The sequence below is a fragment of the Pseudomonas sp. B329 genome (assembly GCF_023127835.1).
GTDB lineage: Bacteria > Pseudomonadota > Gammaproteobacteria > Pseudomonadales > Pseudomonadaceae > Aquipseudomonas > Aquipseudomonas synxantha_A.
In genome coordinates this window covers 150,719-175,222 of the sequence record NZ_SPKP01000053.1, presented here as the reverse complement: position 1 = coordinate 175,222, position 24,504 = coordinate 150,719, and the positions used below count along the sequence as shown (strand labels likewise).

Sequence of the window (24,504 nt, the reverse complement as noted above, 5' to 3'; positions counted from 1 at the left end):
TGCATGGCATGCAAGAGGTCAACGGTTCGATCCCGTTTAGCTCCACCAATTTACAGGTTCAAGGTTCCGGCCACACCGTCCTTGAATTGATCAGGTCTCAGCTCTGATCAGATGTACAGAAGGTTTTGTCCCCTTCGTCTAGTGGCCTAGGACACCGCCCTTTCACGGCGGTAACAGGGGTTCGAGTCCCCTAGGGGACGCCACGATTACCCGCTTTGCGGGATTTTTAAGGGTCATTCAATTATTGAATGGCCCTTTTGTTTGTCTGGCGTTCGGCCATTTTCTTGATTGATTCCATTTTTTTGTTCTGACCGGCGGTCGTACCTTTCGCTTGCGCAATATTATTATGGTAATAATATCCAACCCATGAAAGTCGGAGGCCTTGATGAGCGATAAAAAAGCGCAAACCCGCGAACGTATTTTGCAGGCTGCCAGCGCGGCATTGATCCAGCGCGGCCCGGCTGAGCCGAGTGTGGGGGAGGTCATGGGGGCGGCAGGGCTGACCGTCGGTGGTTTCTACGCGCACTTTGAAAGCAAGGACGCGTTGATGCTGGAGGCGTTCAGCCAGTTGCTGGCGCAGCGCCGGGCCTCTATCGACGATCTGGACACGCAGCTCACCGGCGAAGAGCGTCGGGCGCTGGTGGCGGCCTTCTATCTGTCACGCAAGCATCGTGATTCAACCTCCCAGGCCTGCCCCTTGCCGGCCACAGTTGGCGAGATGGGTCGCTTGCCCGACGCATTTCGCGAGGTCTTGAGCGAGCACGTGGAGCTGATGACTGCGCAGCTGGCCGACAGCCCTGAAGACATCGACAAGGCGCTGGCGGACATGGCCTTGATGGTGGGTGGCCTGACATTGGCTCGCGCACTGGGGCCGGGTGAGTTGTCGGACCGCGTAATCCGAGCGGCCAAGTCGGCGGTGCGCTGAAGAGGCGCGCCTCGACTGCCGCCGTCTACAGCAGCGGCAAACCGCCTGATACACTGCCCCGCCGACATCAATCGACTGGAGCAAGGCATGGGCTGGGATTTGGCAACGCCGTTTATCATCGATCTGCAGGTTGCGCCTGAAGACATCGACGGCCTGGGGCACGCCAACAACGCGGTGTACGTGTCCTGGCTGGAGCGTTGCGCCTGGCGCCACTCCCAGCGCCTGGGTCTGGACCTCACCGAATACCGTCGCCTGGACCGTGCCATGGCGGTCGTACGCCATGAGATCGATTATCTGGCGGCAGGTTATGAAGGCGATGAGCTGCAACTGGCCACCTGGATCGTCGACTGGGACCAGCGCCTGAAAATGACCCGTCGATTCCAGCTGGTACGCCCTCGCGACGGCGCGACGCTGCTGCGCGCGCAAACCACCTTTGTGTGCATCGAGTTGTCCAGCGGCAAACCCAAGCGCATGCCTGCCGAGTTTATTGACGGTTACGGTCCCGCCCTGACGGGGGGTTAACGGTCGCCGCCGGAAACCCAGTAAACTGCGCCACGATTTTTGTTGAGTGTTTTCCATGCAAATTGCTTTGGCGCCCATGGAGGGGTTGGTCGACAACATCCTGCGGGACGTGTTGACCCACGTGGGCGGTATCGATTGGTGTGTGACCGAATTTATTCGCGTCAACGACCGCCTGCTCACCCCTGCGTATTTCCATAAGCTCGCGCCGGAACTGCTGCACGGTGCCCATACCGCTGCGGGTGTGCCGCTGCGTGTGCAACTGCTCGGCTCCGACCCGGTGTGCCTGGCCGAAAACGCTGCCCTGGCCTGCGAGCTGGGGTCTGAGGTGATTGACCTGAACTTTGGTTGCCCGGCCAAGACCGTCAACAAGTCCCGGGGTGGCGCGGTGCTGCTCAAGGAGCCGGAGCTGCTCAACCAGATCGTCGAGCACGTGCGCCGTGCCGTGCCCGCCCACATTCCCGTGACCGCCAAGATGCGCCTGGGCTTCGACAGTCCGGATGGCGCGCTGGTATGCGCCACCGCGTTGGCCGAGGGCGGTGCTGCGCATATCGTCGTCCACGCGCGCACCAAAGCCGATGGCTACAAGCCGCCGGCCCACTGGGAGTGGATCCCGCGGGTGCAGGACGTGGTCAAGGTGCCGGTATTTGCCAATGGTGATATCTGGAGCGTCGAAGATTGGAAGCGTTGCCGTGAAATCAGTGGCGCCGAAGACATCATGCTCGGCCGTGGCCTGGTGGCGCGTCCTGACCTGGCAAGGCAGATTGTAGCGGCCAAGGCCGGTGAGGAAGTGGTCGAGATGACCTGGGCGCAGATGCAGCCGATGCTTCAGGAGTTCTGGCGCCAGTCGGTGGCGCAACTGACTGAAAAACAGGCACCCGGCCGCTTGAAGCAATGGCTGGCGATGCTGACGCGCAACTACCCGCAGGCGGTGGAGCTGTTCACCGCGCTGCGCCGCGAGACCGACCTGCAATGCGTCAGCCGTCTGCTGGGCATGCAGCATCCGGTCCCGCTCGACCCTGTTCCAGCAACCGCCTGAAGCCTTCTATCGGCAACGGACGGCTGTGCAGATAACCCTGGAATAAATGGCAGCCCAGCTTTTGCAGGAACGCCAGTTGCTCCGGGGTTTCCACGCCCTCGGCGATCACGTCCAGGTTCAAGCTGCGCGCCATGGCTACGATGGCGCGGATGATCTCCGCGTCATTAGGGTCGTGGGTGGCATCGCGTACGAATGACTGATCGATTTTCAATGCATCCACGGGCAGGCGCTTGAGGTAGGTCAGGGATGAGTAGCCGGTGCCGAAGTCATCCATTGCGAAGCTCACGCCGAGCTTTTTCAGGCGACGCATCTTCGCCACGGTATCGTCCAGGTTCTGGATCACGATGCCTTCGGTGATCTCCAGTTTCAGCAGGCTGGAGGGCAGTTGATGCTGCTTGAGGCTGTGTTCTACCCGTTCCACAAAGTCGTTCTGGCGAAACTGCCGCGGGCTGATATTCACGCACAGGCTGAAATTGAGCGGGTCTACCAGACCGTCGGCAATCAACTGGGCAAAGGCGCCGCAGGCTTCATCGAGAATCCAGGTGCCGACTTCCAGGATCAGGCCGCTGTCTTCCAATACCTTGATAAATTCCGTCGGCGACTGCGCGCCCAGTTGCGGATGTTGCCAGCGCACCAGGGCCTCGGCCCCCACAATCCGGTTGCCACGCGCATCCACCTGGGGCTGGTAATGCACGCTGAACTCGCCGCGTGACAGGGCCAGGCGCAGGTCGGTCTCCATGCGCAGGCGCTCACTGGCGGTTTTTTGCATGCTGTTGTGAAACATCTGCGTGGTATTGCGCCCTGAATCCTTGGCGCGATACAGGGCGATGTCGGCACGCTTGAGCAAATCGGCTGGCGTGGTGCCGTGGTCGGGAATCAGCGCCACGCCGATGCTGGGCGTGACCTGCAAACGATGGCCGTCAAGGAACATCGGCTCCGACAGCAACTCACGCAATGTATCGGCCACGCTTTGCACCTGGTCGCTGACCTCCTGGCGCTTACCCTCAAGACCGCTGAGCAGCACCACAAACTCATCGCCGCCCAGGCGTGCCACGGTGTCCTCCATGCGCACGCTGGCTTCCAGGCGTGCGGTGACGATTTTCAACACGGTATCGCCCACCGGGTGGCCGAGGGAATCGTTGATGTGCTTGAAGTGGTCGAGGTCGAGGAACAGCAGGGCGCCGCGCAGGTTGTGGCGCTTGAGCAGGGCGATCTGCTGGCTCAGGCGGTCCATCAGCAGTGCGCGATTGGGCAGGTTGGTGAGCGGGTCGTGATAGGCCAGGTGGCGGATCTGCGCCTGGGCGTTTTTCAGCAGGCTGACGTCTCGTGCGGTCAGCAGCAGGCAGGGGGTTTCGTTCAGGGTGATCGGCTCGACCGAGACCTCCACCGCCAGCACCTCGCCTCGTTTGTTGTGCCAGAGCATTTCCAGATGATGGATGCGGCCCTTGATCTGCAACTCGGCCAATAATGCCGCGCGCTGGTTTTCATCGGCCCAGATGCCGATCTGGTACAGGGTCAGGCCGATGGCTTCTTCGGTGCGGTAACCGGTCAGGCGGCAAAAACCGTCATTGACCTCCACATAACGGCCGGTGTCGCGTTCGGTGATTGAAATCGCGTCGGGGCTGGAGTGAAACGCCTTGGCGAACTTCTCTTCACTGGCCTTGAGGGCGGCTTCCGAGCGTTGCTGCTGGGTGATGTCCCGAAGAGTGGTGACGATGCAGGGCTGGTCGCTGACCTTGATCAAGCGGCTGGAGATGACGCAGGTCAGGCTTTGGCCGTCCTTGTGATGCACCACGATGGCCACATTGCTCAGGGCCTGCTCGCGAATCACCTGCTCGATGCGTTGCAGGCGCTTGCTGGAGTCGTCCCACAGGCCGATTTGTTCGGCGCTTTTGTCCAGTACTTCGGCGGCTGTCCAGCCGAAGGTCTGGGTAAACGCCGGGTTGATCTCGATAAAGGCGCCGCTTTCCAGGCAGGTCACGCAGATAGGGTCGGGGCTGGCCTGGAACAGGCTGGCAAATTTTTCCTCGGAGGCGGTGAGGCGTTGCTCGCGTTCGACCTGGTCGGTGATATCCAGCAAGGTGCCCGCCATGCGTAGGGGTTTGCCTGCTTCATCGCGGTACAGGCGCGCACGGCTTTCCAGATAGCGTGGGCTGCCGTCCTCCAACTGCACGCGGTAGGTCAATTGGTAGTTGCCGTCCGGGCCTTCACGCAAGCTGCGGTAGGCATTGCGCATACCCTCGCGATCCTGGTCGGACATCCCTTCGAAAAACGCATCGAAGGATTCATGAAAGGGCGCCGGTTCGAGCCCGTGCAGTTGGGCGGCGCGGGCCGAGCCGTAGAGCATACCGCTGGGGATGTGCCAATCCCAGGTGCCCAGTTGCGCGGAATCCAGGGCCAGGTCGAGGCGCTCCTGGCTGTCTTTGAGCGCTTGCTCGGCATTTTTGCGTTCGGTGGTGTCCAGGAACGTGCTGATCAGGTAAGCCTCACCGTCCAGTTCCACCTTCTGGGCGCTGAGGGTGCCGTCGTGGATCTGGCCGTTGCTGGCGCAGAACTGCACCTCCATGGTGATGGGTTCGCCTTTGCGCTGGGTGGCCTTGACCAGCAGTGCACGCTGCTCCGGATGGCGCCACAGGCCCAGTTCCAGGGTGGTACGGCCGATGGCATCGGCCACCGGCCAGCCGAACAGCATTTCGAAATACTGGTTGGCTTCGCTGATCAAGCCATCGGCCTGGCGGGTCAGTAGCACCATGTTCGGGCATAAATGGAACAATGTGGCGAAGCGCTTTTCGGAGTGGCTGAGGGCGTGTTCGCGGTCGCGCTGATGGGTGATCTCGCGGATCACTCCGATCATGCGGCGCCGTCCGGCTTTTTCCGGCGCGAGGCTGCCGCTGATTTCCAGCCAGTGCAGGCTGCCATCGGGCCACTGGATGCGATGGTGCATGGCCCGTTCGAACGGCTCTCCTGCCAGGACCGCGTGAAAACCACGCACCACCCGTGCGCTGTCTTGCGGGGCCAGCAAGTCAAGGTAGTCGAGGTCCTTGGGCAAGGGTTGATGCGGGTCAAAGCCGAATAACGCTTGAGTACCCCGTGACCAACTGATTCTTCCCGTGTCGATTTCCCAGCACCAGGCGCCCAGCCGGGCGGCATTCAGGGCTGCCAGCAATTGCGGGGCACTGTCCCAGCTTTGCTCCGCCGCTTGGGGGTCCAGGGCGTAGATGCGGGGCAGGGGGGGTACGGGGTCGCCGGGGTTGCGCATTGTCAATGGGCCTTGGCTCGGTGAGAAGACAGCGCGGTTTTCTTTGAAACCCGAGGCCGCACAGTGTCATGCCGGTAACCCTGGCAGATCGACCTGTGCATCCAGCAGGCTCATGAAAGCCCGCGCAGCGTTCGATAGCGTCCTTTCTGTATGCACGATATAGCCTAGCTGGCGACTGAGTTGTATGCCCGGCAAAGCGATACTTGCCACTTGATCATCGAGCATGGTGCGCGGCAACACGCTCCAGGCCAGGCCTATGGACACCATCATCTTGATGGTTTCCAGGTAGTTGGTGCTCATCGCAATATTTGGCGCAAGCCCCTGGGCTTCGAACAGGCGGCTGACAATATGGTGCGTAAAGGTGTTGCCGCCGGGAAACACCGCCGGGTGCCTGGCGATATCGGCCAGGCTGATGGAGCCGTTGCTGATCAGGCTGTGTTCCGGCGCTACCACAAAGTCCAGCGGGTCATCCCATACCGGCGAGGCGCGCACCAGATGGTGGGGCTCGGGCGCCAGGGTGATTACCGCCACTTCGGCGCGACCATGGAGTATTTCTTCGTAGGCCACTTCTGAATCCAAGAACTGAATATCCAGTGCCACGTTTGGGTATTGCCGTGTGAAGGTGCGCAGGATCGGTGGCAGGCGGTGCAGGCCTATATGGTGACTGGTGGCCAGAGTGAGGCGCCCGCTGACTTCCCCTGTAAGGTTGGTCAGGGCGCGGCGGGTGTCGTCCAGCACGTTGAGGATTTGATAAGCGCGCGGCAGCAAGGCCCTGCCGGCTTCGGTCAAGCCGACTTCACGGCCCAAGCGATCAAACAAGCGCACTTTCAATTGCTGCTCCAGGCCCGCGATGCGTTTGCTGATGGCGGGCTGCGTCAGGTGCAGGCGTTCGCCGGCCCCCGAGAAGCTGCCGGTCTCGGCGATGGCGATAAAAGCATTGAGGTTGGCCAGATCCATGGTGCTATTCCAGTTGGTAATCCAAAGTATAAAAAATATGAATTTGAGTTATTTAATGTAGCGCCATACCATCAGCCTCACAAGCCAAAGGGTTATTGAAAAGCCCGGCGTATAGAAACACCGCTGATGAGGACCGACTGATGGCCGGCAAAACGCTTTACGACAAGCTTTGGGATTCCCATGAAGTGAAACGTCGCGATGATGGATCGTCGCTGATCTATATCGACCGTCACATCATCCATGAAGTGACCTCGCCCCAAGCGTTCGAAGGCCTGCGACTGGCCGGGCGCAAGCCTTGGCGCGTCGACTCCATCATCGCCACGCCGGACCACAACGTGCCGACCACTCCTGAGCGCAAGGGCGGTATCGAGGCCATTGCCGACCAGGTTTCGCGTTTGCAGGTGCAAACCCTCGACGACTATTGCGACGAATACGGCATCACCGAATTCAAGATGAATGACGTGCGCCAGGGCATCGTCCATGTGATCGGGCCGGAGCAGGGTGCGACCTTGCCGGGCATGACCGTGGTCTGCGGCGACTCCCACACCTCTACCCACGGTGCGTTCGGCGCCCTGGCCCATGGCATCGGCACCTCCGAGGTGGAACATGTGTTCGCCACCCAGTGCCTGGTCGCCAAGAAAATGAAGAACATGCTGGTACGCGTCGAAGGCCAATTGCCGTTTGGCGTGACCGCCAAGGACATCGTGCTCGCCGTGATCGGCAAGATCGGCACCGCCGGCGGTAACGGCCACGCCATCGAATTCGCCGGCAGCGCCATTCGCGACTTGTCCATCGAAGGGCGCATGACCATCTGCAACATGTCCATCGAGGCCGGTGCCCGTGTGGGCATGGTGGCGGCGGATGAGAAAACCGTGGAGTACGTCAAAGGTCGCCCGTTTGCCCCGCAAGGCGCCGATTGGGACGCCGCCGTCGAAGCCTGGAAAGACCTGGTGTCCGACGCCGATGCGGTGTTCGACACCGTGGTCGAACTCGACGCTGCGCAGATCAAGCCGCAAGTCAGCTGGGGCACTTCGCCCGAAATGGTCCTGGCCGTTGACCAGAACGTGCCGGACCCGGCCAAAGAGGCCGACCTGGTCAAGCGCGGCTCCATCGAGCGTGCCTTGAAGTACATGGGCTTGAAAGCCAACCAGGCGATCACCGACATCCAGTTGGATCGCGTGTTCATTGGCTCCTGCACCAACTCGCGGATCGAAGACCTGCGCGCCGCGGCGGTGATCGCCAAGGGCCGCAAGGTTGCCTCGACCATCAAGCAAGCTATTGTGGTACCGGGTTCCGGCCTGGTGAAGGCGCAAGCCGAAGCTGAAGGCCTGGACAAGATCTTCCTCGAAGCCGGTTTTGAATGGCGTGAACCAGGCTGTTCGATGTGCCTGGCGATGAACCCGGACCGTTTGGAGTCGGGCGAGCATTGCGCGTCCACCTCCAACCGTAACTTTGAAGGGCGTCAGGGCGCCGGTGGCCGCACCCACCTGGTCAGCCCGGCCATGGCCGCCGCCGCTGCCGTCAACGGTCGTTTCATCGACGTTCGCGAATTGATCTGAGGAATACCCGATGAGAGCTTTTACCCAGCACACAGGTCTTGTAGCGCCGTTGGACCGTGCCAACGTGGACACTGACCAGATCATCCCCAAGCAGTTCTTGAAGTCGATCAAGCGCACCGGTTTTGGCCCCAACCTGTTCGATGAGTGGCGCTATCTGGATGTGGGCTACGCCTACCAGGACAACTCCAAGCGCCCGCTGAACAAAGACTTTGTGCTCAATGCCGAGCGCTATCAGGGTGCCAGTGTGTTGCTGGCCCGGGAAAACTTCGGTTGCGGCTCCAGCCGTGAACACGCGCCGTGGGCCCTGGAAGAGTACGGCTTTCGCAGCATCATCGCGCCCAGCTATGCCGACATCTTCTTCAACAACAGCTTCAAGAACGGCCTGTTGCCGATCATCTTGAGCGATGCCGAAGTGGATGAGCTGTTCCAGCAAGTGGAAGCGAATGTGGGCTATCAGTTGACCGTGGACCTGGCCGCGCAGACCGTCACCCGTCCGGACGGCAAGGTCTATCACTTTGAAGTGGATGCGTTTCGCAAGCACTGCCTGATCAACGGCCTGGACGATATCGGCCTGACCTTGCAGGACGGCGATGCGATTGCGGCGTTTGAAGCCAAACATCGGGCGAGCCAGCCTTGGTTGTTTCGCGATGCCTGATTTGCGGTAGGCAGGACCGCCGCCATCGGGAGCAAGCCCCCTCCCACATTTGAATGCGTTCGCATATCAACATGTGGGAGGGGGCTTGCTCCCGATAGGGCCAGAACAAACACCACAAGGTCCATTGAGGAAAGCCCATGACTACCACCGCCCACACCCAAGTCGTGCAAAAACAATTCGGCGAACAGGCTGCGGCCTACCTGAGCAGTGCCGTGCACGCCCAGGGCACCGAGTTTGCGCTGCTGCAGGCCGAGCTGGCCGGGCAGGGCGCTGCACGGCTGCTGGACCTGGGTTGCGGTGCCGGTCATGTGAGTTTCCAGGTGGCGCCTCTGGTTAAAGAAGTGGTGGCCTATGACCTGTCCCGGCAGATGCTCGACGTGGTCACCGCCGCCGCGAAAGATCGCGGCCTGCACAATATCCGCACCGTCCACGGCGCCGCCGAGCGTCTGCCGTTCGCCGATGGCGAGTTCGACTTCGTGTTCAGCCGTTATTCGGCCCACCACTGGAGTGACCTGGGCCTGGCCCTGCGGGAAGTGCGCCGCGTGCTCAAGCCGGGCGGGGTGGCGGCGTTTGTGGATGTCTTGTCACCGGGTAGCCCATTGCTGGACACTTACCTGCAAACCGTCGAAGTGCTGCGCGACACCAGCCACGTGCGAGATTACGCCGCCGCCGAGTGGATGCAGCAACTCAGCGAGTCCGGTCTGCATGTGCGTAACAGTCTGCGCCAGCGCCTGCGCCTGGAGTACACCTCGTGGGTCGAGCGCATGCGCACGCCAGAGGTGCTGCGTGCGGCAATCCTTGAGCTGCAAAGGGCGATGGGCCAGGAAGTGCGCGATTATTACGAAATTCAGGCCGACGGCACCTTCAGCACCGACGTGCTGGTGGTCTTTGCCCAGCGTTGATTGATTTTTCCCGACCTGCCCACGGGCGGGTCGCTTGATGAAATGAGGAACCCATGAGCAAGCAGATTCTGATTCTCCCTGGCGACGGTATTGGTCCGGAAATCATGGCCGAAGCGGTCAAGGTGCTGGAGCTTGCAAACGCCAAGTACAGCCTGGGCTTCGAGCTGAGCCACGACGTGATCGGCGGCGCCGCTATCGACAAACACGGCGTGCCCCTGGCTGACGAAACCCTGGACCGTGCCCGGGCGGCCGACGCCGTGTTGCTCGGCGCCGTGGGCGGCCCGAAGTGGGACAAGATCGAGCGTGACATCCGCCCGGAGCGCGGCCTGTTGAAAATCCGCGCGCAACTGGGCCTGTTCGGCAATCTGCGCCCGGCGATCCTCTCCCCGCAACTCGCCGATGCCTCAAGCCTCAAGCCGGAAGTGGTGGCGGGCCTGGATATCCTGATCGTGCGTGAGCTGACCGGCGGTATCTACTTCGGCTCGCCACGGGGCGTGCGCGAGTTGGAAAATGGCGAGCGCCAGGCCTACGACACCCTGCCGTACAGCGAGAGCGAAATCCGCCGTATTGCCCGGGTCGGTTTCGATATGGCCCGTGTGCGTGGCAAAAAGGTGTGCTCGGTGGATAAAGCCAACGTGCTGGCCTCCAGCCAACTGTGGCGCGAAATCGTTGAGGAAGTGGCCAAGGATTACCCGGACGTCGAACTGAGCCACATGTACGTCGACAACGCCGCGATGCAACTGGTGCGTGCGCCCAAGCAGTTCGACGTGATCGTCACCGACAACCTGTTCGGCGACATCCTGTCCGACCAGGCGTCCATGCTCACAGGTTCCATCGGCATGTTGCCGTCGGCGTCCCTGGACACCAACAACAAGGGCATGTACGAGCCGTGTCACGGTTCGGCGCCGGACATCGCAGGCCAGGGCATTGCCAACCCGCTGGCGACCATTTTGTCGGTGTCGATGATGCTGCGTTACACCTTCAACCTGAGTGAAGCGGCCGACGCGATCGAGAAAGCCGTCAGCCTGGTACTGGACCAGGGCTTGCGCACCGGGGACATCTGGTCCCAGGGCTGCACCAGGGTCGGAACGCAAGAAATGGGCGACGCAGTAGTCGCCGCGCTGCGGAATCTGTAATCTCTCGGGCCCGCTTGCAGTTGTTGCTGCAAGGCGGCCCACTTTTTAACAAGGTGTAGTTGCGATGAAACGTGTAGGTCTGATCGGTTGGCGCGGTATGGTCGGTTCCGTGCTCATGCAGCGGATGCTGGAAGAGCAGGATTTCGATCTTATTGAGCCGGTGTTTTTCACCACTTCGAACGTAGGTGGCCAAGGGCCGTCCGTGGGCAAGGATATTGCCCCGCTCAAGGACGCCTACAGCATTGAAGAGTTGAAGACCCTCGACGTGATCCTGACGTGCCAGGGTGGCGACTACACCAGCGAAGTCTTCCCCAAGCTGCGCGAAGCCGGCTGGCAGGGTTACTGGATCGACGCCGCTTCCAGCCTGCGTATGCAGGATGACGCGGTGATCATCCTTGATCCGGTCAACCGTAAGGTCATCGACCAGCAACTGGATGCCGGCACCAAGAACTACGTGGGCGGCAACTGCACCGTCAGCCTGATGCTGATGGGGCTGGGTGGCCTGTTCGAAGCCGGCCTGGTCGAGTGGATGAGTGCCATGACCTATCAGGCTGCTTCCGGTGCCGGTGCGCAGAACATGCGCGAGCTGATCAAGCAGATGGGCGCGACCCATGCCGCTGTCGCCGATCAACTGGCCGACCCGGCCAGCGCGATTCTCGACATCGACCGTCGTGTGGCCGAAGCCATGCGCAGCGACGCCTACCCGACCGAGAACTTCGGCGTGCCATTGGCCGGTAGCTTGATCCCGTGGATCGACAAGGAACTGCCCAACGGTCAGAGCCGCGAGGAGTGGAAGGCTCAGGCCGAGACCAACAAGATCCTCGGTCGCTTCAAGAACCCGATTCCGGTGGACGGCATCTGCGTGCGCATTGGCGCCATGCGTTGCCATAGCCAGGCGTTGACCATCAAGCTGAACAAAGACGTGCCGATCGCCGATATCGAAGGCTTGATCAGCCAGCACAACCCTTGGGTCAAGCTGGTGCCGAACAACCGCGATATCAGCATGCAGGAGCTGAGCCCGACCAAGGTCACCGGCACCCTGAATGTACCGGTGGGCCGTCTGCGCAAGCTGAACATGGGTAGCCAGTTCCTCGGTGCGTTCACCGTCGGCGACCAGCTGCTGTGGGGCGCGGCTGAACCGCTGCGTCGCATGTTGCGGATTTTGCTGGAGCGTTGATCGCTTTCTTGCATTGAAGAACCCCGCGCTCTGGTGACAGGCGCGGGGTTTTTTATTGTTCTGTCGGGCGCTATCGGGAGCAAGCCCCCTCCCACATTCAACCCAGTTCCAACCTTGAAATGGAGGGCAAGTGTGGGAGGGGGCTTGCTTGCGATAGCGCCATCAGCCACACCACAAGGCCCAGGCTAATTGCCTCACCCCCAGCCACCCGGTAAAGTGCCGCTCCCCCCTGCAATGCCCGAGGCAGCCCCCATGACCCAGACCTTTGAAATCGCCGTAATCGGTGCCACCGGCACCGTGGGTGAAACGCTGGTGCAGATCCTCGAAGAACTGGATTTCCCGGTAGGCACACTGTATTTGCTGGCGGGCAGCAACTCGGCGGGGGCTTCGGTGCCGTTTCGTGGCAAGAACGTGCGGGTCAAAGAGGTCGACGAGTTCGATTTCAGCAAGGCGCAGTTGGCGTTCTTCGCAGCAGGCCCGGCGGTGACCCTGAGTTTCGCCCCGCGCGCCACAGCCGCTGGCTGTTCGGTGATCGACTTGTCCGGTGCATTGCCTGCCGAACAGGCGCCGCCAGTGGTGCCGCAGGCCAACGCCCAGGTGTTGAACGGTTTGAAAAAGCCTTTCCAGCTCGCCAGCCCAAGCCCGTCTGCCACCTACCTGGCGGTAGTGCTCGCGCCGTTGCGGGGTTTGGTGGACATCCAGCGCGTGAATGTCACCGCCAACCTGGCGGTCTCTGCCCAGGGCCGGGAGGCCGTCAGCGAGTTGGCGCGGCAGACCGCTGAGTTATTGAACGTGCGTCCACTGGAGCCGAAGTTCTTCGATCGGCAAATGGCGTTCAACTTGCTGGCTCAAGTCGGTACGCCAGACGCCCAAGGTCATACAGCCTTGGAGAAACGCCTCGTACACGAGCTGCGTGCCGTGCTGGAAACACCTTTGCTAAAGATTTCCGCAACCTGCGTTCAAGCCCCCGTGTTTTTCGGCGATAGCCTGACAGTGTCGTTGCAATTGGCCGCGCCGGTCGATCTGGCCGCAGTCAACCGTGCACTCGATGCTGCGCCGGGTATCGAGCTGGTTGAGGAGGGCGATTACCCAACGGCTGTAGGCGATGCGGTCGGCCAGGATGTGGTTTACGTAGGACGCGTACGTGCAGGTGTCGACGACCCCGCGGAACTAAATCTGTGGTTGACGTCAGATAACGTACGCAAGGGCTCGGCCCTGAACGCTGTGGAGCTGGCGCAGTTGTTGATAAAAGGCCTTGTGTAAAAGATACTTGGCGGCAATTTGTAGATTGATTCTAGCCAGGCGCTATGCTTGGTCCCAAGTGAAACACAAGCGCGTCGGTGACCTATCGGCTCGCCATGCCTTATGGCAGCGGTTACCAACCTTCTCGCAGGGCGGGGAGCGTTCAAACAAAGGATGAGGCTATGGTTCAAGTTCGCAAACTGGTGTTAGCAATAGCGGCCGCCTCGGCGCTGTCCTCCGGTATGGCGCAGGCGCTGCAACTTGGGGAGATGACCCTCAAGTCGAAGTTGAACCAGCCGCTGTCGGTGGAAATCGAATTGCGTGATGTGGGCGGCCTCACGGCGGCCGAGATCACTCCGAGCCTGGCTTCTGCCCAGGCCTTCGTGGATGCGGGCGTTGACCGCCAGGCGTTTCTCGATGACCTGACGTTCACCCCGGTGATCAACCCCGAAGGTCGCAGCGTGGTGCGCGTGACCTCCAGCAAGCCGCTGCCCGATTCCTATGTGCGCTTCCTGCTGCAGGTGCAATGGCCCAATGGCCGTTTGATGCGTGACTACAGCGTACTGCTCGACCCGGCCAAGTTCGACCAGCCGGCACCGACTGCCAGCGCGCCGGCCAGTACCGCACCTGCCGCCGGCACGCCCGCCCAGCACACCACCACGTCCCGCGACACCTTGTGGGAAATCGCCGCGAAGAATCGTAACGGCGCCTCGGTCCAGCAGACGATGCTGGCGATCCAGGCGCTCAACCCTGACGCTTTTATCGATGGCAATATCAACCGCCTGAAAACCGGCCAGGTCCTGCGCCTGCCAGATGTCACGCAAAGTACGGCGCTGGCGCAGCCTCAAGCGATCGCCGAAGTCAGCGCGCAGAACGCCGCATGGCGTCAGGGCCGTCGTACCCCCAAGGGCCAAGTGGCCGGCAAGGCGCAGTTGGATGCGACCAAGCGTACCCAGGCCGGCAATGCGCCGACGAGCACCCAGGCCAGGGACAACTTGAGCCTGGTCTCGGCCGAAGCCGCCAAGCAAGGTACGAAGGGCAAGGCCGGTGATAACCGCGCATTGAGCGACAAGCTGGCGATGACCCAGGAAGAGCTGGACACCACCCGCCGCGATAACGAAGAACTGAAGAGCCGCGCCGCCGACTTGCAAAGCCAGTTGGACAAGTTGCAAAAGCTGATTCAGTTGAAGAATGACCAGTTGGCTCGCTTGCAGGCGCAAAACGGTGAGCCGGCTACGGCTGCAATCCCTGCGCAGCTGGCAGGTGAGCCCGCAGCAGAGCCTGCGGCGCCCGTTGCAACCCCTGCACCCGCCGCTGAACCGCCCAAGCCGGTCGCGGCACCTGCTACCACCGAAGGCAAGTTCAATGACTTGCTGACCAACCCTATTATCCTCGGCATCATTGGCGGGGCAGGCATCCTGGTGGTGCTGCTGCTTCTGTTGCTGTGGGCGCGCCATCGCAATGCCCGCCGCGAAGAGGAAAAGCATCTGCGCATGGCGCGGGCGCTGGCCGAAGAGCCTGAGTTCACACCCAATATTGACCAGGACCTGCCGCCCGACAGTTTTGAAGGCCTTGAAGTGCCGCCGCCGAGCGTCAAGCTGGGCGCCGCGCCAGCGCCTGCCCCGGTGGCTGAGCCGGTTGTCGTGCCGACTGTCGCTTCCGTGCTCGCACCCCTGGCCGTCGCTGTTGCCCAGGAGAATTCCAGCGATGCATTGGCTCAGGCCCAGTCCCATATCGACCGCGGCCACCTGAACCAGGCGGCTGATGTGCTTGAACAAGCCATCAAGCATGAGCCCAAGCGCAGCGACCTGCGTTTGAAGCTGATGGAAGTCTACGGCCTGCAGAACGACAAGGACGGCTTCGTCACCCAGGAGCGCCAATTGGTCGCCAACGGTGAGAACCACGCCCAGGTCGAGCAGCTCAAGAGCCGCTTCCCGGCCATGGCCGTGCTGGCAGCGGGCGTCAGCGCCGCCGTGGCTGCTGCGGCTCTCGATGCGCAGTACGTCAAGGATTTGCTCGATGACAAGCCGGCCGCGCCTGAGCCGGCGGACACCTTCGACAACGATTTTGACCTTAGCCTGGATGAGCTGGAAGCTGCCTCGCCGGCCGAGATCGCCCGGGACCAGCAAACCTTTGAAGCGCTGCTGCAACAACAGACTGAGGCCAAGGCCGATGCGCAGGATCTCTCGGACTTTGATCTGGACCTGCAACTGGATCCGCCAGCGTCGAAATCCGATGACGACTTCCTCTCGGGACTTGAGGAGCAGATGAAGGACGTGCCGCCTGTCGAGCCGCCCACCCTGACACCTGCCGCGCTGGACGAATTCGAGTTGCCGGAAGACTTTGACCTGTCCCTGGCTGATGAGCCGACGGCCCCGGCAGCCAAGCCCGATGCGTTTGCCTCGGAACTGGACGACGTCAATGCCGAGTTGGACCGATTGTCCCAGAGCCTGGAGCACCCGCCGATCGAGCCGACCTTCACGGCCGAGGATGCCGCGCTGGGCGGTGATGATGAACCGGATTTCGATTTCCTCTCAGGCACGGATGAAGTCGCTACCAAGCTCGACCTGGCCCAGGCTTACATCGACATGGGTGATGCCGATGGCGCTAAAGACATCCTTGATGAAGTCTTGGTCGAAGGCAACGAAGACCAGCGTGGCGAAGCCAAGGAAATGCTCGGCCGAATCTAAAGCCAGGCGCTATAACAGTGTGGGAGGGGCGGTGCGACGATTCGACATGCTCCCTCCCACATTTGTTTGGCATCGATCCATAACAAAACGCCCGTCAGGCATCCGACGCCTTTATAATGCCCGCCTTTGCGCAACTCATCAGGCTCTCAGTTCTTGGCAAATATAGATAACGCGGCCGCCGAAATGGCGGCCGCCGGCTTTTACCGCATCGCCCTGGGCGTGGAATACAAAGGCTCGCGCTATCGCGGCTGGCAGCGTCAGGCCTCCGGCGTGCTGACGGTGCAGGAAACCCTCGAAAACGCCCTGTCCAAAGTCGCTGACTCGCCGGTGTCGCTGATGTGCGCCGGGCGTACCGACGCTGGCGTACACGCGTGTGGCCAGGTGGTGCACTTCGACACCCAGGCCGAGCGGTCGATGAAGGCCTGGGTGATGGGGGCGAATATCAATTTGCCCCACGACGTGAGTGTGAGCTGGGCCAAGGTCATGCCGGCGCATTTTCATGCACGCTTCAAGGCCATCGCCCGGCGTTACCGCTACGTGATCTACAACGATCAGATCCGGCCCGCGCATCTCAATGAAGAAATTACCTGGAACCACCGCCCACTGGATGCCGAGCGCATGGCCGAGGCCGCGCAGCACCTGGTGGGCGTGCATGACTTCAGCGCCTTCCGCGCCGGCCAGTGCCAGGCCAAGTCGCCGATCAAGGAAGTTCACCACCTGCGGGTCACTCGCCACGGCAAGATGATCGTGCTGGATATTCGCGCCGGAGCGTTCCTGCATCACATGGTGCGCAACATTGCCGGCGTGCTGATGACCATCGGCACCGGCGAGCGCCCGGTTGAGTGGGCCAGGGAAGTGCTGGAAAGCCGCATTCGTCGCACGGGCGGCGTCACGGCGCACCCATTTGGCCTGTATTTGGTGGATGTGGAGTACCGCGACGAGTTCCAGTTGCCGGAACGCTTTATCGGGCCACACTTCCTCACAGGTTTCAGTGAACTTGGCGGCTGACGCCCGGAAAAGCTTTTGTTAACATCCGGGACTTTCTCGGTCCAACCCTGAGGTTCCTACGACATGTCAGCCGTTCGCAGCAAGATTTGCGGGATTACCCGCATAGAAGACGCGCTGGCGGCAGTCGAGGCAGGGGCCGATGCCATCGGTCTGGTGTTTTATGCCAAAAGTCCGCGCGCGGTGAATGTGCTGCAGGCGCGGGCCATCATTGCGGCGCTGCCGCCTTTCGTGACCACCGTGGGCTTGTTCGTCAACGCCAGTCGCTGCGAACTCAATGAAACCCTGGATGCGGTGCCGCTGGACATGCTGCAGTTCCACGGCGATGAAACGCCTGATGAGTGTGAAAGTTATCAGCGCCCGTACATCAAGGCGTTGCGGGTCAAGACGGGCGACGATATCGCCGCGGCGTGTGCCGCGTATATCGGCGCTCGCGGGATCCTGCTCGACACCTACGTCGAAGGCGTACCGGGTGGTACGGGTGAGGCGTTCGATTGGTCGCTGATTCCCGAAGGGTTGAGCAAGCCGATCATCCTGGCCGGTGGGCTCAACCCTGCGAACGTCGGCGCTGCCATCGAGCAGGTGCGGCCGTATGCCGTGGACGTCAGCGGTGGGGTGGAGCAGGGCAAGGGCATCAAGGATCACAACAGGATTCGCGCATTCATGCAGGCCGTGCGCAACAGCAGTGGCGGGATGTGACGGCTGGCAGTCTGCCGCCGTCCATAACTACCACTGTGTAAAACAGCCCGGCGCCGCCTGTGGGTGGCCCGGAAATGAAGTGGCAACCCTGCGCTGGCAGGTTGTCTGGAAGGCTGAGGATGCAGGCGGGAAATGGCAGGTCCAACGTCTGACCCCGTCCCGCAGGCATCATCGCCACATATGAATTTAGCTCAAGGGCATACGCGGGGCTGTGTTCAAGCCACCGGTACTGGAGAAAGAAAGCATGAGCAACTGGTTAGTAGACAAACTGATCCCTTCGATCATGCGTTCCGAGGTGAAGAAAAGCTCGGTTCCTGAAGGTCTGTGGCACAAGTGCCCGTCCTGCGACGCGGTGCTGTACCGCCCGGAGCTGGAAAAGACCCTGGATGTTTGCCCCAAGTGCAATCACCACATGCGTATCGGCGCGCGCGCGCGCATCGACATCTTCCTGGATGCCGATGGCCGCAACGAACTGGGCGCTGACCTGGAGCCGGTCGACCGTCTCAAGTTCCGCGACAGCAAGAAGTACAAGGACCGTCTGGTCGGTGCGCAGAAGCAGACCGGCGAGAAGGACGCGCTGATCTCGGTCAGCGGCAAGCTGCTGGGCATGCCGGTGGTGGTCTCGGCCTTCGAGTTTTCCTTCATGGGCGGTTCCATGGGCGCCATCGTCGGTGAGCGCTTTGTGCGTGCGGCCAACTACGCCCTGGAAAACCGTTGCCCGATGATCTGCTTCGCCGCCTCCGGTGGTGCGCGTATGCAGGAAGCGCTGATCTCCCTGATGCAAATGGCCAAGACCTCGGCGGTACTGGCGCGTCTGCGCGAAGAAGGCATTCCGTTCATCTCGGTACTGACCGACCCGGTCTACGGCGGCGTTTCCGCCAGCCTGGCGATGCTCGGCGATGTGATCGTCGGCGAGCCCAAGGCGCTGATCGGTTTTGCCGGCCCGCGTGTGATCGAGCAAACCGTGCGCGAGAAGCTGCCGGAAGGCTTCCAGCGCAGCGAGTTCCTGTTGGAGCACGGTGCTATCGACCTGATCATCCCGCGTGGCGAACTGCGTCCACGTCTGGGTAACCTGCTGGCGCAAATGATGGGCCTGCCGACGCCTGTGTACGTCGCGCCTAAAGTCGAGCCAATCGTCGTGCCGCCGGTGCCTGCAAACCTATGACCCAACGTACCCTGGGCGAATGGCTCGCCTACCTTGAGCAGTTGCATCCGTCCGCCATCGACATGGGCCTGGAGCGCTCGCAACAGGTAGCGGCCCGCCTCGGGTTGGGCCAGCCGGCACCGCGTGTGATCACGGTGACCGGCACCAATGGCAAGGGCTCCACCTGTGCCTTTGTCGCGGCGCTGTTGCAGGCCCAGGGCCTGAAGGTCGGCGTGTACAGCTCGCCGCACCTGCTGCGCTACAACGAGCGGGTACAGCTCAATGGCGTCGAAGCCACGGACGAGCAGTTGTGCGCAGCCTTCGCTGCCCTGGATGCCGGGCGTGGCGATATTTCCCTGACCTATTTCGAGATGGGCACCCTGGCGGCGTTCTGGCTGTTTGAGCGTGCGCAACTGGATGTGGTCGTACTGGAAGTCGGCCTCGGCGGGCGCCTGGATACGGTCAACGTGGTGGATGCCGACCTGGCGCTGGTCACCAGCATCGGTGTTGATCATGCCGACTACCTGGGCAATACCCGCGAGTCCGTGTCCTATGAAAAGGCCGGGATTTTCCGCCAGGGCAGGCCGGCGCTGTGTGGCGACGTGGATCCGCCGCAACCTTTGCTGGACAAGGTGCGCGAGCTGGATTGCCCGTTCTACCTGCGCGGCCGTGAATTCAATCTCGATATCGGTGCGACCCATTGGCAATGGCGCGGGCGTGATGCCCGTGGCAAGGTGGTCGAGCTGCTTGATTTGCCGCTGCTGAACCTGCCGATGGAAAACGCTGCGCTCGCGCTGCAAGCCTATTTGCTGCTGGATCTGCCGTGGAATGCCGAGCAGATCGGCGCAACCCTGCGGGCGACGAAAGTGGTGGGGCGCCTGGATCGTCGGGTGCTCGACTGGCAAGGCAAGCGCCTGAACCTGTTGCTGGATGTGGGGCACAACCCCCATGCGGCTCACTATTTGGCGCAGCGCCTGGCGCGCACGCCACCGGCCGGCCGTCGCCTGGCGGTGTTCGGGCTGTTGGCCGACAAGGATCTGGATGGGGTGGTTGCGCCGTTGCTTGGCAGTGTTCAGTCTTGGGCTGTTGCGCCGCTGGATACGCCGCGCAGCCGGCCGGCGGTTGAGCTGCAGACCGCCTTGCAGAACCTTGGCGCGCCCGTGACGTCGTATGCAAGCATCACTGCCGCCCTTGAAGCGCAGTGTGCGGTGGCTACGGCAGAGGACGAAATCCTGTTGTTCGGATCATTTTATTGTGTTGCCGAGGCGCTCGAATGGCTGGCCCGGCGCTCCACGGAGGAAGCTGCACATGGCATTACTGGATAGCGCATACAAGCAGCGAATGGTTGGAGCCCTGGTATTGGTGGCGTTGGCGGTGATTTTCCTGCCGATGCTGTTTTCCCGCCAGGATGAGCAGCGCCAGGTGGTGGTTGAGGCGCCCGCTGCGCCCCAGGCGCCGGTGGTGCCCCAGGTTCAGGTCGAGCCGGTGGTGGTGCCCGAGCCTCAGGCGTTGCCGGAAGAACCTGTACCTGTCGAGGAGGAGGTCGCCACGCAACCGGCTCCTTCGATGCCGGTGCAGCCAAGTGTGCCGGTGGTCAAGCCGACGCCGGCACCGGCTGTCGCTGCCAAACCGCCTGCACCGGCGCCAACGCCCAAGCCTGTGGCGCCGCAGCCTGCTGCGCCGGGTAAACCGGATGTGGGCCAGAGCCGCATTGATCCCAATGGCCTGCCGATCAGTTGGTCGATCCAGCTCGCCAGCCTGGCCAATCGCGAAAGTGCCGACGCCTTGCAGAAAAAGCTGCGTGCCCAGGGTTATAACGCCTATATCCGCAGTGCCGATGGCAAGAATCGTGTGTTTGTCGGGCCGCTGATCGAGCGCGCGGAGGCTGATCGCCTGCGCGATTTGCTGGGCCGCCAGCAGAACCTCAATGGGTTTGTGGTGCGCTTCCAGCCAGAGCGCGGCTGATTCAAGCAGGCATTAACGCAATCTAAGTGTGGGAGGGGGCTTGCTCCCGATAGCGGTGGGTCAGTCAGTACATCTGATACTGACACACTTCAATCGGGAGCAAGCCCCCTCCCACATTGGTTTATGGTGGGCTTGAAATGGCGTTCACACCGCCCAATCTATTGATTTGCAAAGCAGCCGCAATCACCGCTTACCGATAGCCCGGCGCTCTGCTAAAATGCGCCGCCTTATCCGTACGTAGGCTGCACTGTGCCATTTACCTGGGTTGATTGGGCGATCGTTGCAATCGTCGCCATCTCCGCTTTGATCAGTCTGAGCCGCGGCTTCGTAAAAGAAGCACTGTCGTTGCTGACCTGGATCATCGCAGGAGTCGTAGCCTGGATGTTCGGTGGTTCACTGTCGGTCTACCTGGCCGGGTACATAGAGACACCTTCGGCTCGCGTCATCGCGGGCTGCGCCATCATGTTCATCGCCACGCTGCTGGTGGGGGCAATGGTCAATTATCTTATTGGCGAATTGATACGTGTCACCGGCCTCTCCGGGACCGATCGATTTCTCGGCATGGCCTTCGGCGCCGCGCGTGGCGCGTTGCTGGTGGTTGTGGCGGTCGGGCTGTTGAGCCTGGGGCCGGTACAGCAGGATTCGTGGTGGCAGGAGTCTGTACTCGTGCCAAAATTTCTATTGGTTGCAGATTGGTCCAAGAACCTCATATTGGGGTGGAGCAGTCAGTGGCTGGCCAGCGGAATCAGCGTACCCGCTGATCTTCCGTTCAAGGAACACCTCTTGCCGGCGCAAACGCCTCAGTAAGCTGTGTTCAGTCAAGATTCATTAAGTAGGGGTTGCGTCGCATGTGTGGCATCGTCGGTATCGTCGGTAAGTCGAACGTCAATCAGGCGCTGTATGACGCGCTAACCGTCCTCCAGCACCGCGGCCAGGACGCTGCCGGTATTGTGACCAGCCACGACGGCCGGTTATTCCTGCGCAAGGACAATGGCCTGGTGCGTGACGTGTTCCATCAGCGTCACATGCAGCGCCTCGTCGGGCACATGGGCATTGGCCATGTGCGTTACCCGACTGCCGGTAGTTCGACTTCGGCCGAAGCTCAACCGTTCTACGTCAACTCGCCTTACGGCATCACCCTGGCGCACAACGGTAACCTGACCAACGTTGAACAGCTGGCCAAGGAGATCTACGAATCTGACCTGCGCCACGTCAACACCAGTTCCGACTCGGAAGTGCTGCTCAACGTGTTCGCCCACGAACTGGCCCAGCGCGGCAAGTTGCAGCCGACCGAAGAAGACGTGTTTGCTGCCGTGATCGACGTGCACAACCGTTGCGTCGGTGGTTATGCCGTGGTGGCGATGATCACCGGGTACGGCATCGTCGGTTTCCGCGACCCCCACGGCATCCGCCCGATTGTGTTCGGCCAGCGTCACACCGACGAAGGCGTCGAGTACATGATCGCGTCCGAAAGCGTGTCCCTGGATGTACTGGGCTTCACCCTGATCCGCGATCTGGCGCCGGGCGAGGCTGTCTACATCACCGAAGACGGCAAGCTGCACACCCGCCAGTGCGCCGTTGCGCCGAAGCTGACCCCGTGCATCTTCGAACACGTCTACCTGGCGCGTCCCGACTCGATCATCGACGGTGTGTCGGTCTACAAGGCGCGTCTGCGCATGGGCGAGAAGCTGGCCGAGAAGATCCTGCGCGAGCGTCCAGAGCACGACATCGATGTGGTTATCCCGATTCCGGACACCAGTCGTACCGCTGCGCTGGAGCTGGCCAACCACCTGGGCGTCAAGTTCCGCGAAGGCTTCGTCAAGAACCGCTACATCGGCCGTACGTTCATCATGCCCGGCCAGGCTGCGCGCAAGAAATCGGTGCGTCAGAAGCTCAACGCCATCGAGCTTGAGTTCCGCGGCAAGAACGTGATGCTGGTGGACGACTCCATCGTACGCGGCACCACCTGCAAGCAGATCATCCAGATGGCCCGCGAAGCCGGGGCGAAGAACGTGTACTTCTGTTCTGCGGCGCCTGCGGTGCGTTACCCGAACGTGTACGGTATCGACATGCCGAGCGCCCATGAGCTGATTGCGCATAATCGTTCGACCCAGGACGTGGCCGACCTGATCGGCGCCGACTGGCTGATCTACCAGGACCTGCCGGACCTGATCGAAGCGGTTGGCGGGGGCAAGATCAAGATCGAGCAGTTCGACTGCGCCGTGTTCGACGGCAAGTACGTGACCGGAGATGTCGACGAGGCTTATCTGAACAAGATCGAGCAGGCGCGTAACGACTCGTCCAAGATCAAGACCCAGGCGGTCAGCGCGATCATCGACCTGTACAACAACTGAGTAGATACCGGCCCTGAGGGGCCGGTTTTGTATCTTAAATAACGTATTGAGTAAGGAGTCGCAGCATGAGTCAGGAATGGGATGCCGGTCGGTTGGACAGCGACCTCGATGGCGTAGCTTTCGATACCCTGGCTGTGCGCGCCGGCCAGCACCGCACCCCGGAAGGGGAGCACGGTGACCCGATGTTCTTCACCTCAAGCTATGTGTTCCGCACGGCGGCCGACGCTGCGGCGCGTTTTTCCGGTGAGGTGCCGGGCAACGTGTACTCGCGCTACACCAACCCGACCGTGCGCGCGTTCGAAGAGCGTATCGCGGCCCTGGAGGGCGCTGAGCAGGCTGTGGCGACCGCGACCGGCATGGCGGCCATCCTGGCGGTGGTGATGAGCCTGTGCAGCGCTGGCGACCATGTGCTGGTGTCGCGCAGCGTGTTCGGCTCGACCATCAGCCTGTTCGAGAAGTACTTCAAGCGCTTCGGTATCGAAGTGGATTACGTGCCCCTGGCGGATTTGTCCGGCTGGGATGCGGCGATCAAGGCCAATACCAGGCTGCTGTTCGTCGAATCGCCGTCGAACCCGCTGGCCGAGTTGGTCGACATCGCTGCGCTGTCCGAAGTCGCCCACGCCAAGGGTGCGATGCTGGTGGTGGATAACTGCTTCTGCACCCCGGCCTTGCAGCAACCGCTGAAGCTGGGTGCGGACATCGTGGTGCACTCGGCAACCAAGTTCATCGACGGCCAGGGCCGTTGCATGGGCGGCGTGGTGGCTGGGCGCAGCGAGCAGATGAAGGAAGTGGTGGGCTTCCTGCGTACCGCCGGCCCGACCCTGAGCCCGTTCAACGCCTGGATCTTCCTCAAGGGCCTGGAAACCCTCAGCCTGCGCATGAAAGCCCATTGCGCCAACGCCCAGGCCCTGGCCGAGTGGCTGGAGCAGCAGGATGGTATCGAGAAGGTGCACTACGCTGGCCTCAAGAGCCACCCGCAACACGCCTTGGCCCAGCGCCAGCAGCGTGGTTTTGGTGCGGTGGTGAGTTTCGAAGTCAAGGGCGGCAAAGACGGCGCCTGGCGCTTTATCGATGCGACGCGCTTGATCTCCATTACCGCCAACCTGGGTGACAGCAAGACCACCATCACTCACCCGAGCACCACCTCTCATGGGCGCCTGGCGCCGCAGGAGCGTGAAGCGGCCGGTATCCGTGACAGCCTGATCCGTATCGCGGTGGGCCTGGAAGATGTAGCAGACTTGCAGGCAGACCTGGCCCGCGGGCTGGCGGCCTTGTGA

20 protein-coding genes and 1 tRNA gene are annotated in these 24,504 nt (G+C 61.7%); 19 read left to right on the top strand and 2 right to left on the bottom strand.

Going from position 1 to position 24,504, the window contains the following annotated elements; translation table 11 throughout:
- Positions 1-127: 127 nt before the first annotated feature.
- The 4 genes from E4P00_RS24445 (at position 128) to E4P00_RS24430 (ending at position 2,483) form a co-directional block, all read left to right on the top strand.
- Positions 128-203: transfer RNA gene (locus E4P00_RS24445), tRNA-Glu, on the top strand.
- A 182-nt stretch (positions 204-385) separates the two neighbouring features.
- Complete coding sequence (locus E4P00_RS24440) at positions 386-925, top strand: TetR/AcrR family transcriptional regulator (protein WP_005789779.1); 540 nt, start codon at positions 386-388, stop codon at positions 923-925.
- An 87-nt stretch (positions 926-1,012) separates the two neighbouring features.
- Entirely contained in the window at positions 1,013-1,447 is a 435-nt protein-coding gene (locus E4P00_RS24435; protein ID WP_032880241.1) for a thioesterase family protein, read from the top strand.
- A gap of 55 nt (positions 1,448-1,502) precedes the next feature.
- Positions 1,503-2,483: a tRNA-dihydrouridine synthase gene (locus E4P00_RS24430; RefSeq protein ID WP_005789777.1), complete on the top strand. Its 981-nt coding sequence runs from the start codon at positions 1,503-1,505 to the stop codon at positions 2,481-2,483.
- On the opposite strand, the gene E4P00_RS24425 is transcribed toward E4P00_RS24430, so the two are convergent.
- Together E4P00_RS24425 and E4P00_RS24420 are read right to left on the bottom strand one after the other, a co-directional pair.
- On the bottom strand, positions 2,422-5,742 hold the full coding sequence (locus E4P00_RS24425; protein WP_248128644.1) for an EAL domain-containing protein: 3,321 nt from the start codon (positions 5,740-5,742) through the stop codon (positions 2,422-2,424). The genes E4P00_RS24430 and E4P00_RS24425 overlap by 62 nt on opposite strands.
- Before the next feature lie 66 nt (positions 5,743-5,808).
- On the bottom strand, positions 5,809-6,699 hold the full coding sequence (locus E4P00_RS24420; RefSeq protein ID WP_005789775.1) for a LysR family transcriptional regulator: 891 nt from the start codon (positions 6,697-6,699) through the stop codon (positions 5,809-5,811).
- A gap of 140 nt (positions 6,700-6,839) precedes the next feature.
- Here E4P00_RS24420 and leuC point away from each other — a divergent pair, with 140 nt between their 5' ends.
- The 15 genes from leuC to E4P00_RS24345 all read left to right on the top strand — a co-directional run bounded on the left by leuC (position 6,840) and on the right by E4P00_RS24345 (position 24,504).
- Positions 6,840-8,258, top strand: a complete 1,419-nt coding sequence (leuC, locus tag E4P00_RS24415) for a 3-isopropylmalate dehydratase large subunit (RefSeq protein ID WP_005789773.1) — start codon at positions 6,840-6,842, stop codon at positions 8,256-8,258.
- A 10-nt stretch (positions 8,259-8,268) separates the two neighbouring features.
- Positions 8,269-8,913: a 3-isopropylmalate dehydratase small subunit gene (gene leuD / locus E4P00_RS24410; protein WP_003192559.1), complete on the top strand. Its 645-nt coding sequence runs from the start codon at positions 8,269-8,271 to the stop codon at positions 8,911-8,913.
- Between the two features lie 137 nt (positions 8,914-9,050).
- On the top strand, positions 9,051-9,815 hold the full coding sequence (locus E4P00_RS24405) for a class I SAM-dependent methyltransferase (protein ID WP_078821854.1): 765 nt from the start codon (positions 9,051-9,053) through the stop codon (positions 9,813-9,815).
- A gap of 53 nt (positions 9,816-9,868) precedes the next feature.
- Positions 9,869-10,951 (top strand): 3-isopropylmalate dehydrogenase, encoded by a 1,083-nt coding sequence (gene leuB / locus E4P00_RS24400; protein ID WP_248133209.1) that lies wholly within the window; start codon positions 9,869-9,871, stop codon positions 10,949-10,951.
- 64 nt (positions 10,952-11,015) lie between these two features.
- Positions 11,016-12,128, top strand: a complete 1,113-nt coding sequence (asd, locus tag E4P00_RS24395; protein ID WP_005789767.1) for an aspartate-semialdehyde dehydrogenase — start codon at positions 11,016-11,018, stop codon at positions 12,126-12,128.
- 252 nt (positions 12,129-12,380) lie between these two features.
- The gene (locus tag E4P00_RS24390) at positions 12,381-13,391 is read left to right on the top strand and encodes an aspartate-semialdehyde dehydrogenase (protein WP_103733783.1); all 1,011 of its coding nucleotides are present in this window, start codon (positions 12,381-12,383) and stop codon (positions 13,389-13,391) included.
- 161 nt (positions 13,392-13,552) lie between these two features.
- Entirely contained in the window at positions 13,553-16,060 is a 2,508-nt protein-coding gene (locus E4P00_RS24385; RefSeq protein ID WP_248133208.1) for a FimV/HubP family polar landmark protein, read from the top strand.
- Positions 16,061-16,243: 183 nt separating this feature from the next.
- Entirely contained in the window at positions 16,244-17,068 is an 825-nt protein-coding gene (truA, locus tag E4P00_RS24380) for a tRNA pseudouridine(38-40) synthase TruA (RefSeq protein WP_005789756.1), read from the top strand.
- A gap of 63 nt (positions 17,069-17,131) precedes the next feature.
- Positions 17,132-17,764 carry a phosphoribosylanthranilate isomerase gene (locus E4P00_RS24375; protein WP_005789755.1) on the top strand — a complete coding sequence of 211 codons (633 nt, stop codon included), beginning with the start codon at positions 17,132-17,134 and terminating at the stop codon, positions 17,762-17,764.
- A gap of 244 nt (positions 17,765-18,008) precedes the next feature.
- Positions 18,009-18,929 (top strand): acetyl-CoA carboxylase, carboxyltransferase subunit beta, encoded by a 921-nt coding sequence (gene accD / locus E4P00_RS24370; RefSeq protein ID WP_005789754.1) that lies wholly within the window; start codon positions 18,009-18,011, stop codon positions 18,927-18,929.
- Positions 18,926-20,233 carry a bifunctional tetrahydrofolate synthase/dihydrofolate synthase gene (gene folC / locus E4P00_RS24365; RefSeq protein ID WP_248133207.1) on the top strand — a complete coding sequence of 436 codons (1,308 nt, stop codon included), beginning with the start codon at positions 18,926-18,928 and terminating at the stop codon, positions 20,231-20,233. Before accD ends, folC begins: the two co-directional genes overlap by 4 nt.
- Entirely contained in the window at positions 20,217-20,873 is a 657-nt protein-coding gene (locus E4P00_RS24360) for an SPOR domain-containing protein (RefSeq protein WP_032880251.1), read from the top strand. Before folC ends, E4P00_RS24360 begins: the two co-directional genes overlap by 17 nt.
- A gap of 249 nt (positions 20,874-21,122) precedes the next feature.
- Positions 21,123-21,680: a CvpA family protein gene (locus E4P00_RS24355; RefSeq protein ID WP_005789751.1), complete on the top strand. Its 558-nt coding sequence runs from the start codon at positions 21,123-21,125 to the stop codon at positions 21,678-21,680.
- 41 nt (positions 21,681-21,721) lie between these two features.
- Entirely contained in the window at positions 21,722-23,227 is a 1,506-nt protein-coding gene (gene purF / locus E4P00_RS24350) for an amidophosphoribosyltransferase (protein ID WP_003192537.1), read from the top strand.
- Between the two features lie 65 nt (positions 23,228-23,292).
- On the top strand, positions 23,293-24,504 hold the full coding sequence (locus tag E4P00_RS24345) for an O-succinylhomoserine sulfhydrylase (RefSeq protein WP_122734599.1): 1,212 nt from the start codon (positions 23,293-23,295) through the stop codon (positions 24,502-24,504).

Coding starts and splice junctions, on each gene's coding strand:
- purF (WP_003192537.1), top strand. CDS start 21,722: ATGTGTGGCATCGTCGGTATCGTCGGTAAGTCGAACGTCAATCAGGCG.
- E4P00_RS24420 (WP_005789775.1), bottom strand. CDS start 6,699: ATGGATCTGGCCAACCTCAATGCTTTTATCGCCATCGCCGAGACCGGC.
- E4P00_RS24440 (WP_005789779.1), top strand. CDS start 386: ATGAGCGATAAAAAAGCGCAAACCCGCGAACGTATTTTGCAGGCTGCC.
- leuD (WP_003192559.1), top strand. CDS start 8,269: ATGAGAGCTTTTACCCAGCACACAGGTCTTGTAGCGCCGTTGGACCGT.
- E4P00_RS24405 (WP_078821854.1), top strand. CDS start 9,051: ATGACTACCACCGCCCACACCCAAGTCGTGCAAAAACAATTCGGCGAA.
- E4P00_RS24425 (WP_248128644.1), bottom strand. CDS start 5,742: ATGCGCAACCCCGGCGACCCCGTACCCCCCCTGCCCCGCATCTACGCC.
- E4P00_RS24375 (WP_005789755.1), top strand. CDS start 17,132: ATGTCAGCCGTTCGCAGCAAGATTTGCGGGATTACCCGCATAGAAGAC.
- E4P00_RS24430 (WP_005789777.1), top strand. CDS start 1,503: ATGCAAATTGCTTTGGCGCCCATGGAGGGGTTGGTCGACAACATCCTG.
- E4P00_RS24390 (WP_103733783.1), top strand. CDS start 12,381: ATGACCCAGACCTTTGAAATCGCCGTAATCGGTGCCACCGGCACCGTG.
- E4P00_RS24435 (WP_032880241.1), top strand. CDS start 1,013: ATGGGCTGGGATTTGGCAACGCCGTTTATCATCGATCTGCAGGTTGCG.
- folC (WP_248133207.1), top strand. CDS start 18,926: ATGACCCAACGTACCCTGGGCGAATGGCTCGCCTACCTTGAGCAGTTG.
- accD (WP_005789754.1), top strand. CDS start 18,009: ATGAGCAACTGGTTAGTAGACAAACTGATCCCTTCGATCATGCGTTCC.
- asd (WP_005789767.1), top strand. CDS start 11,016: ATGAAACGTGTAGGTCTGATCGGTTGGCGCGGTATGGTCGGTTCCGTG.
- E4P00_RS24385 (WP_248133208.1), top strand. CDS start 13,553: ATGGTTCAAGTTCGCAAACTGGTGTTAGCAATAGCGGCCGCCTCGGCG.
- truA (WP_005789756.1), top strand. CDS start 16,244: ATGGCGGCCGCCGGCTTTTACCGCATCGCCCTGGGCGTGGAATACAAA.
- E4P00_RS24345 (WP_122734599.1), top strand. CDS start 23,293: ATGAGTCAGGAATGGGATGCCGGTCGGTTGGACAGCGACCTCGATGGC.
- leuB (WP_248133209.1), top strand. CDS start 9,869: ATGAGCAAGCAGATTCTGATTCTCCCTGGCGACGGTATTGGTCCGGAA.
- leuC (WP_005789773.1), top strand. CDS start 6,840: ATGGCCGGCAAAACGCTTTACGACAAGCTTTGGGATTCCCATGAAGTG.
- E4P00_RS24360 (WP_032880251.1), top strand. CDS start 20,217: ATGGCATTACTGGATAGCGCATACAAGCAGCGAATGGTTGGAGCCCTG.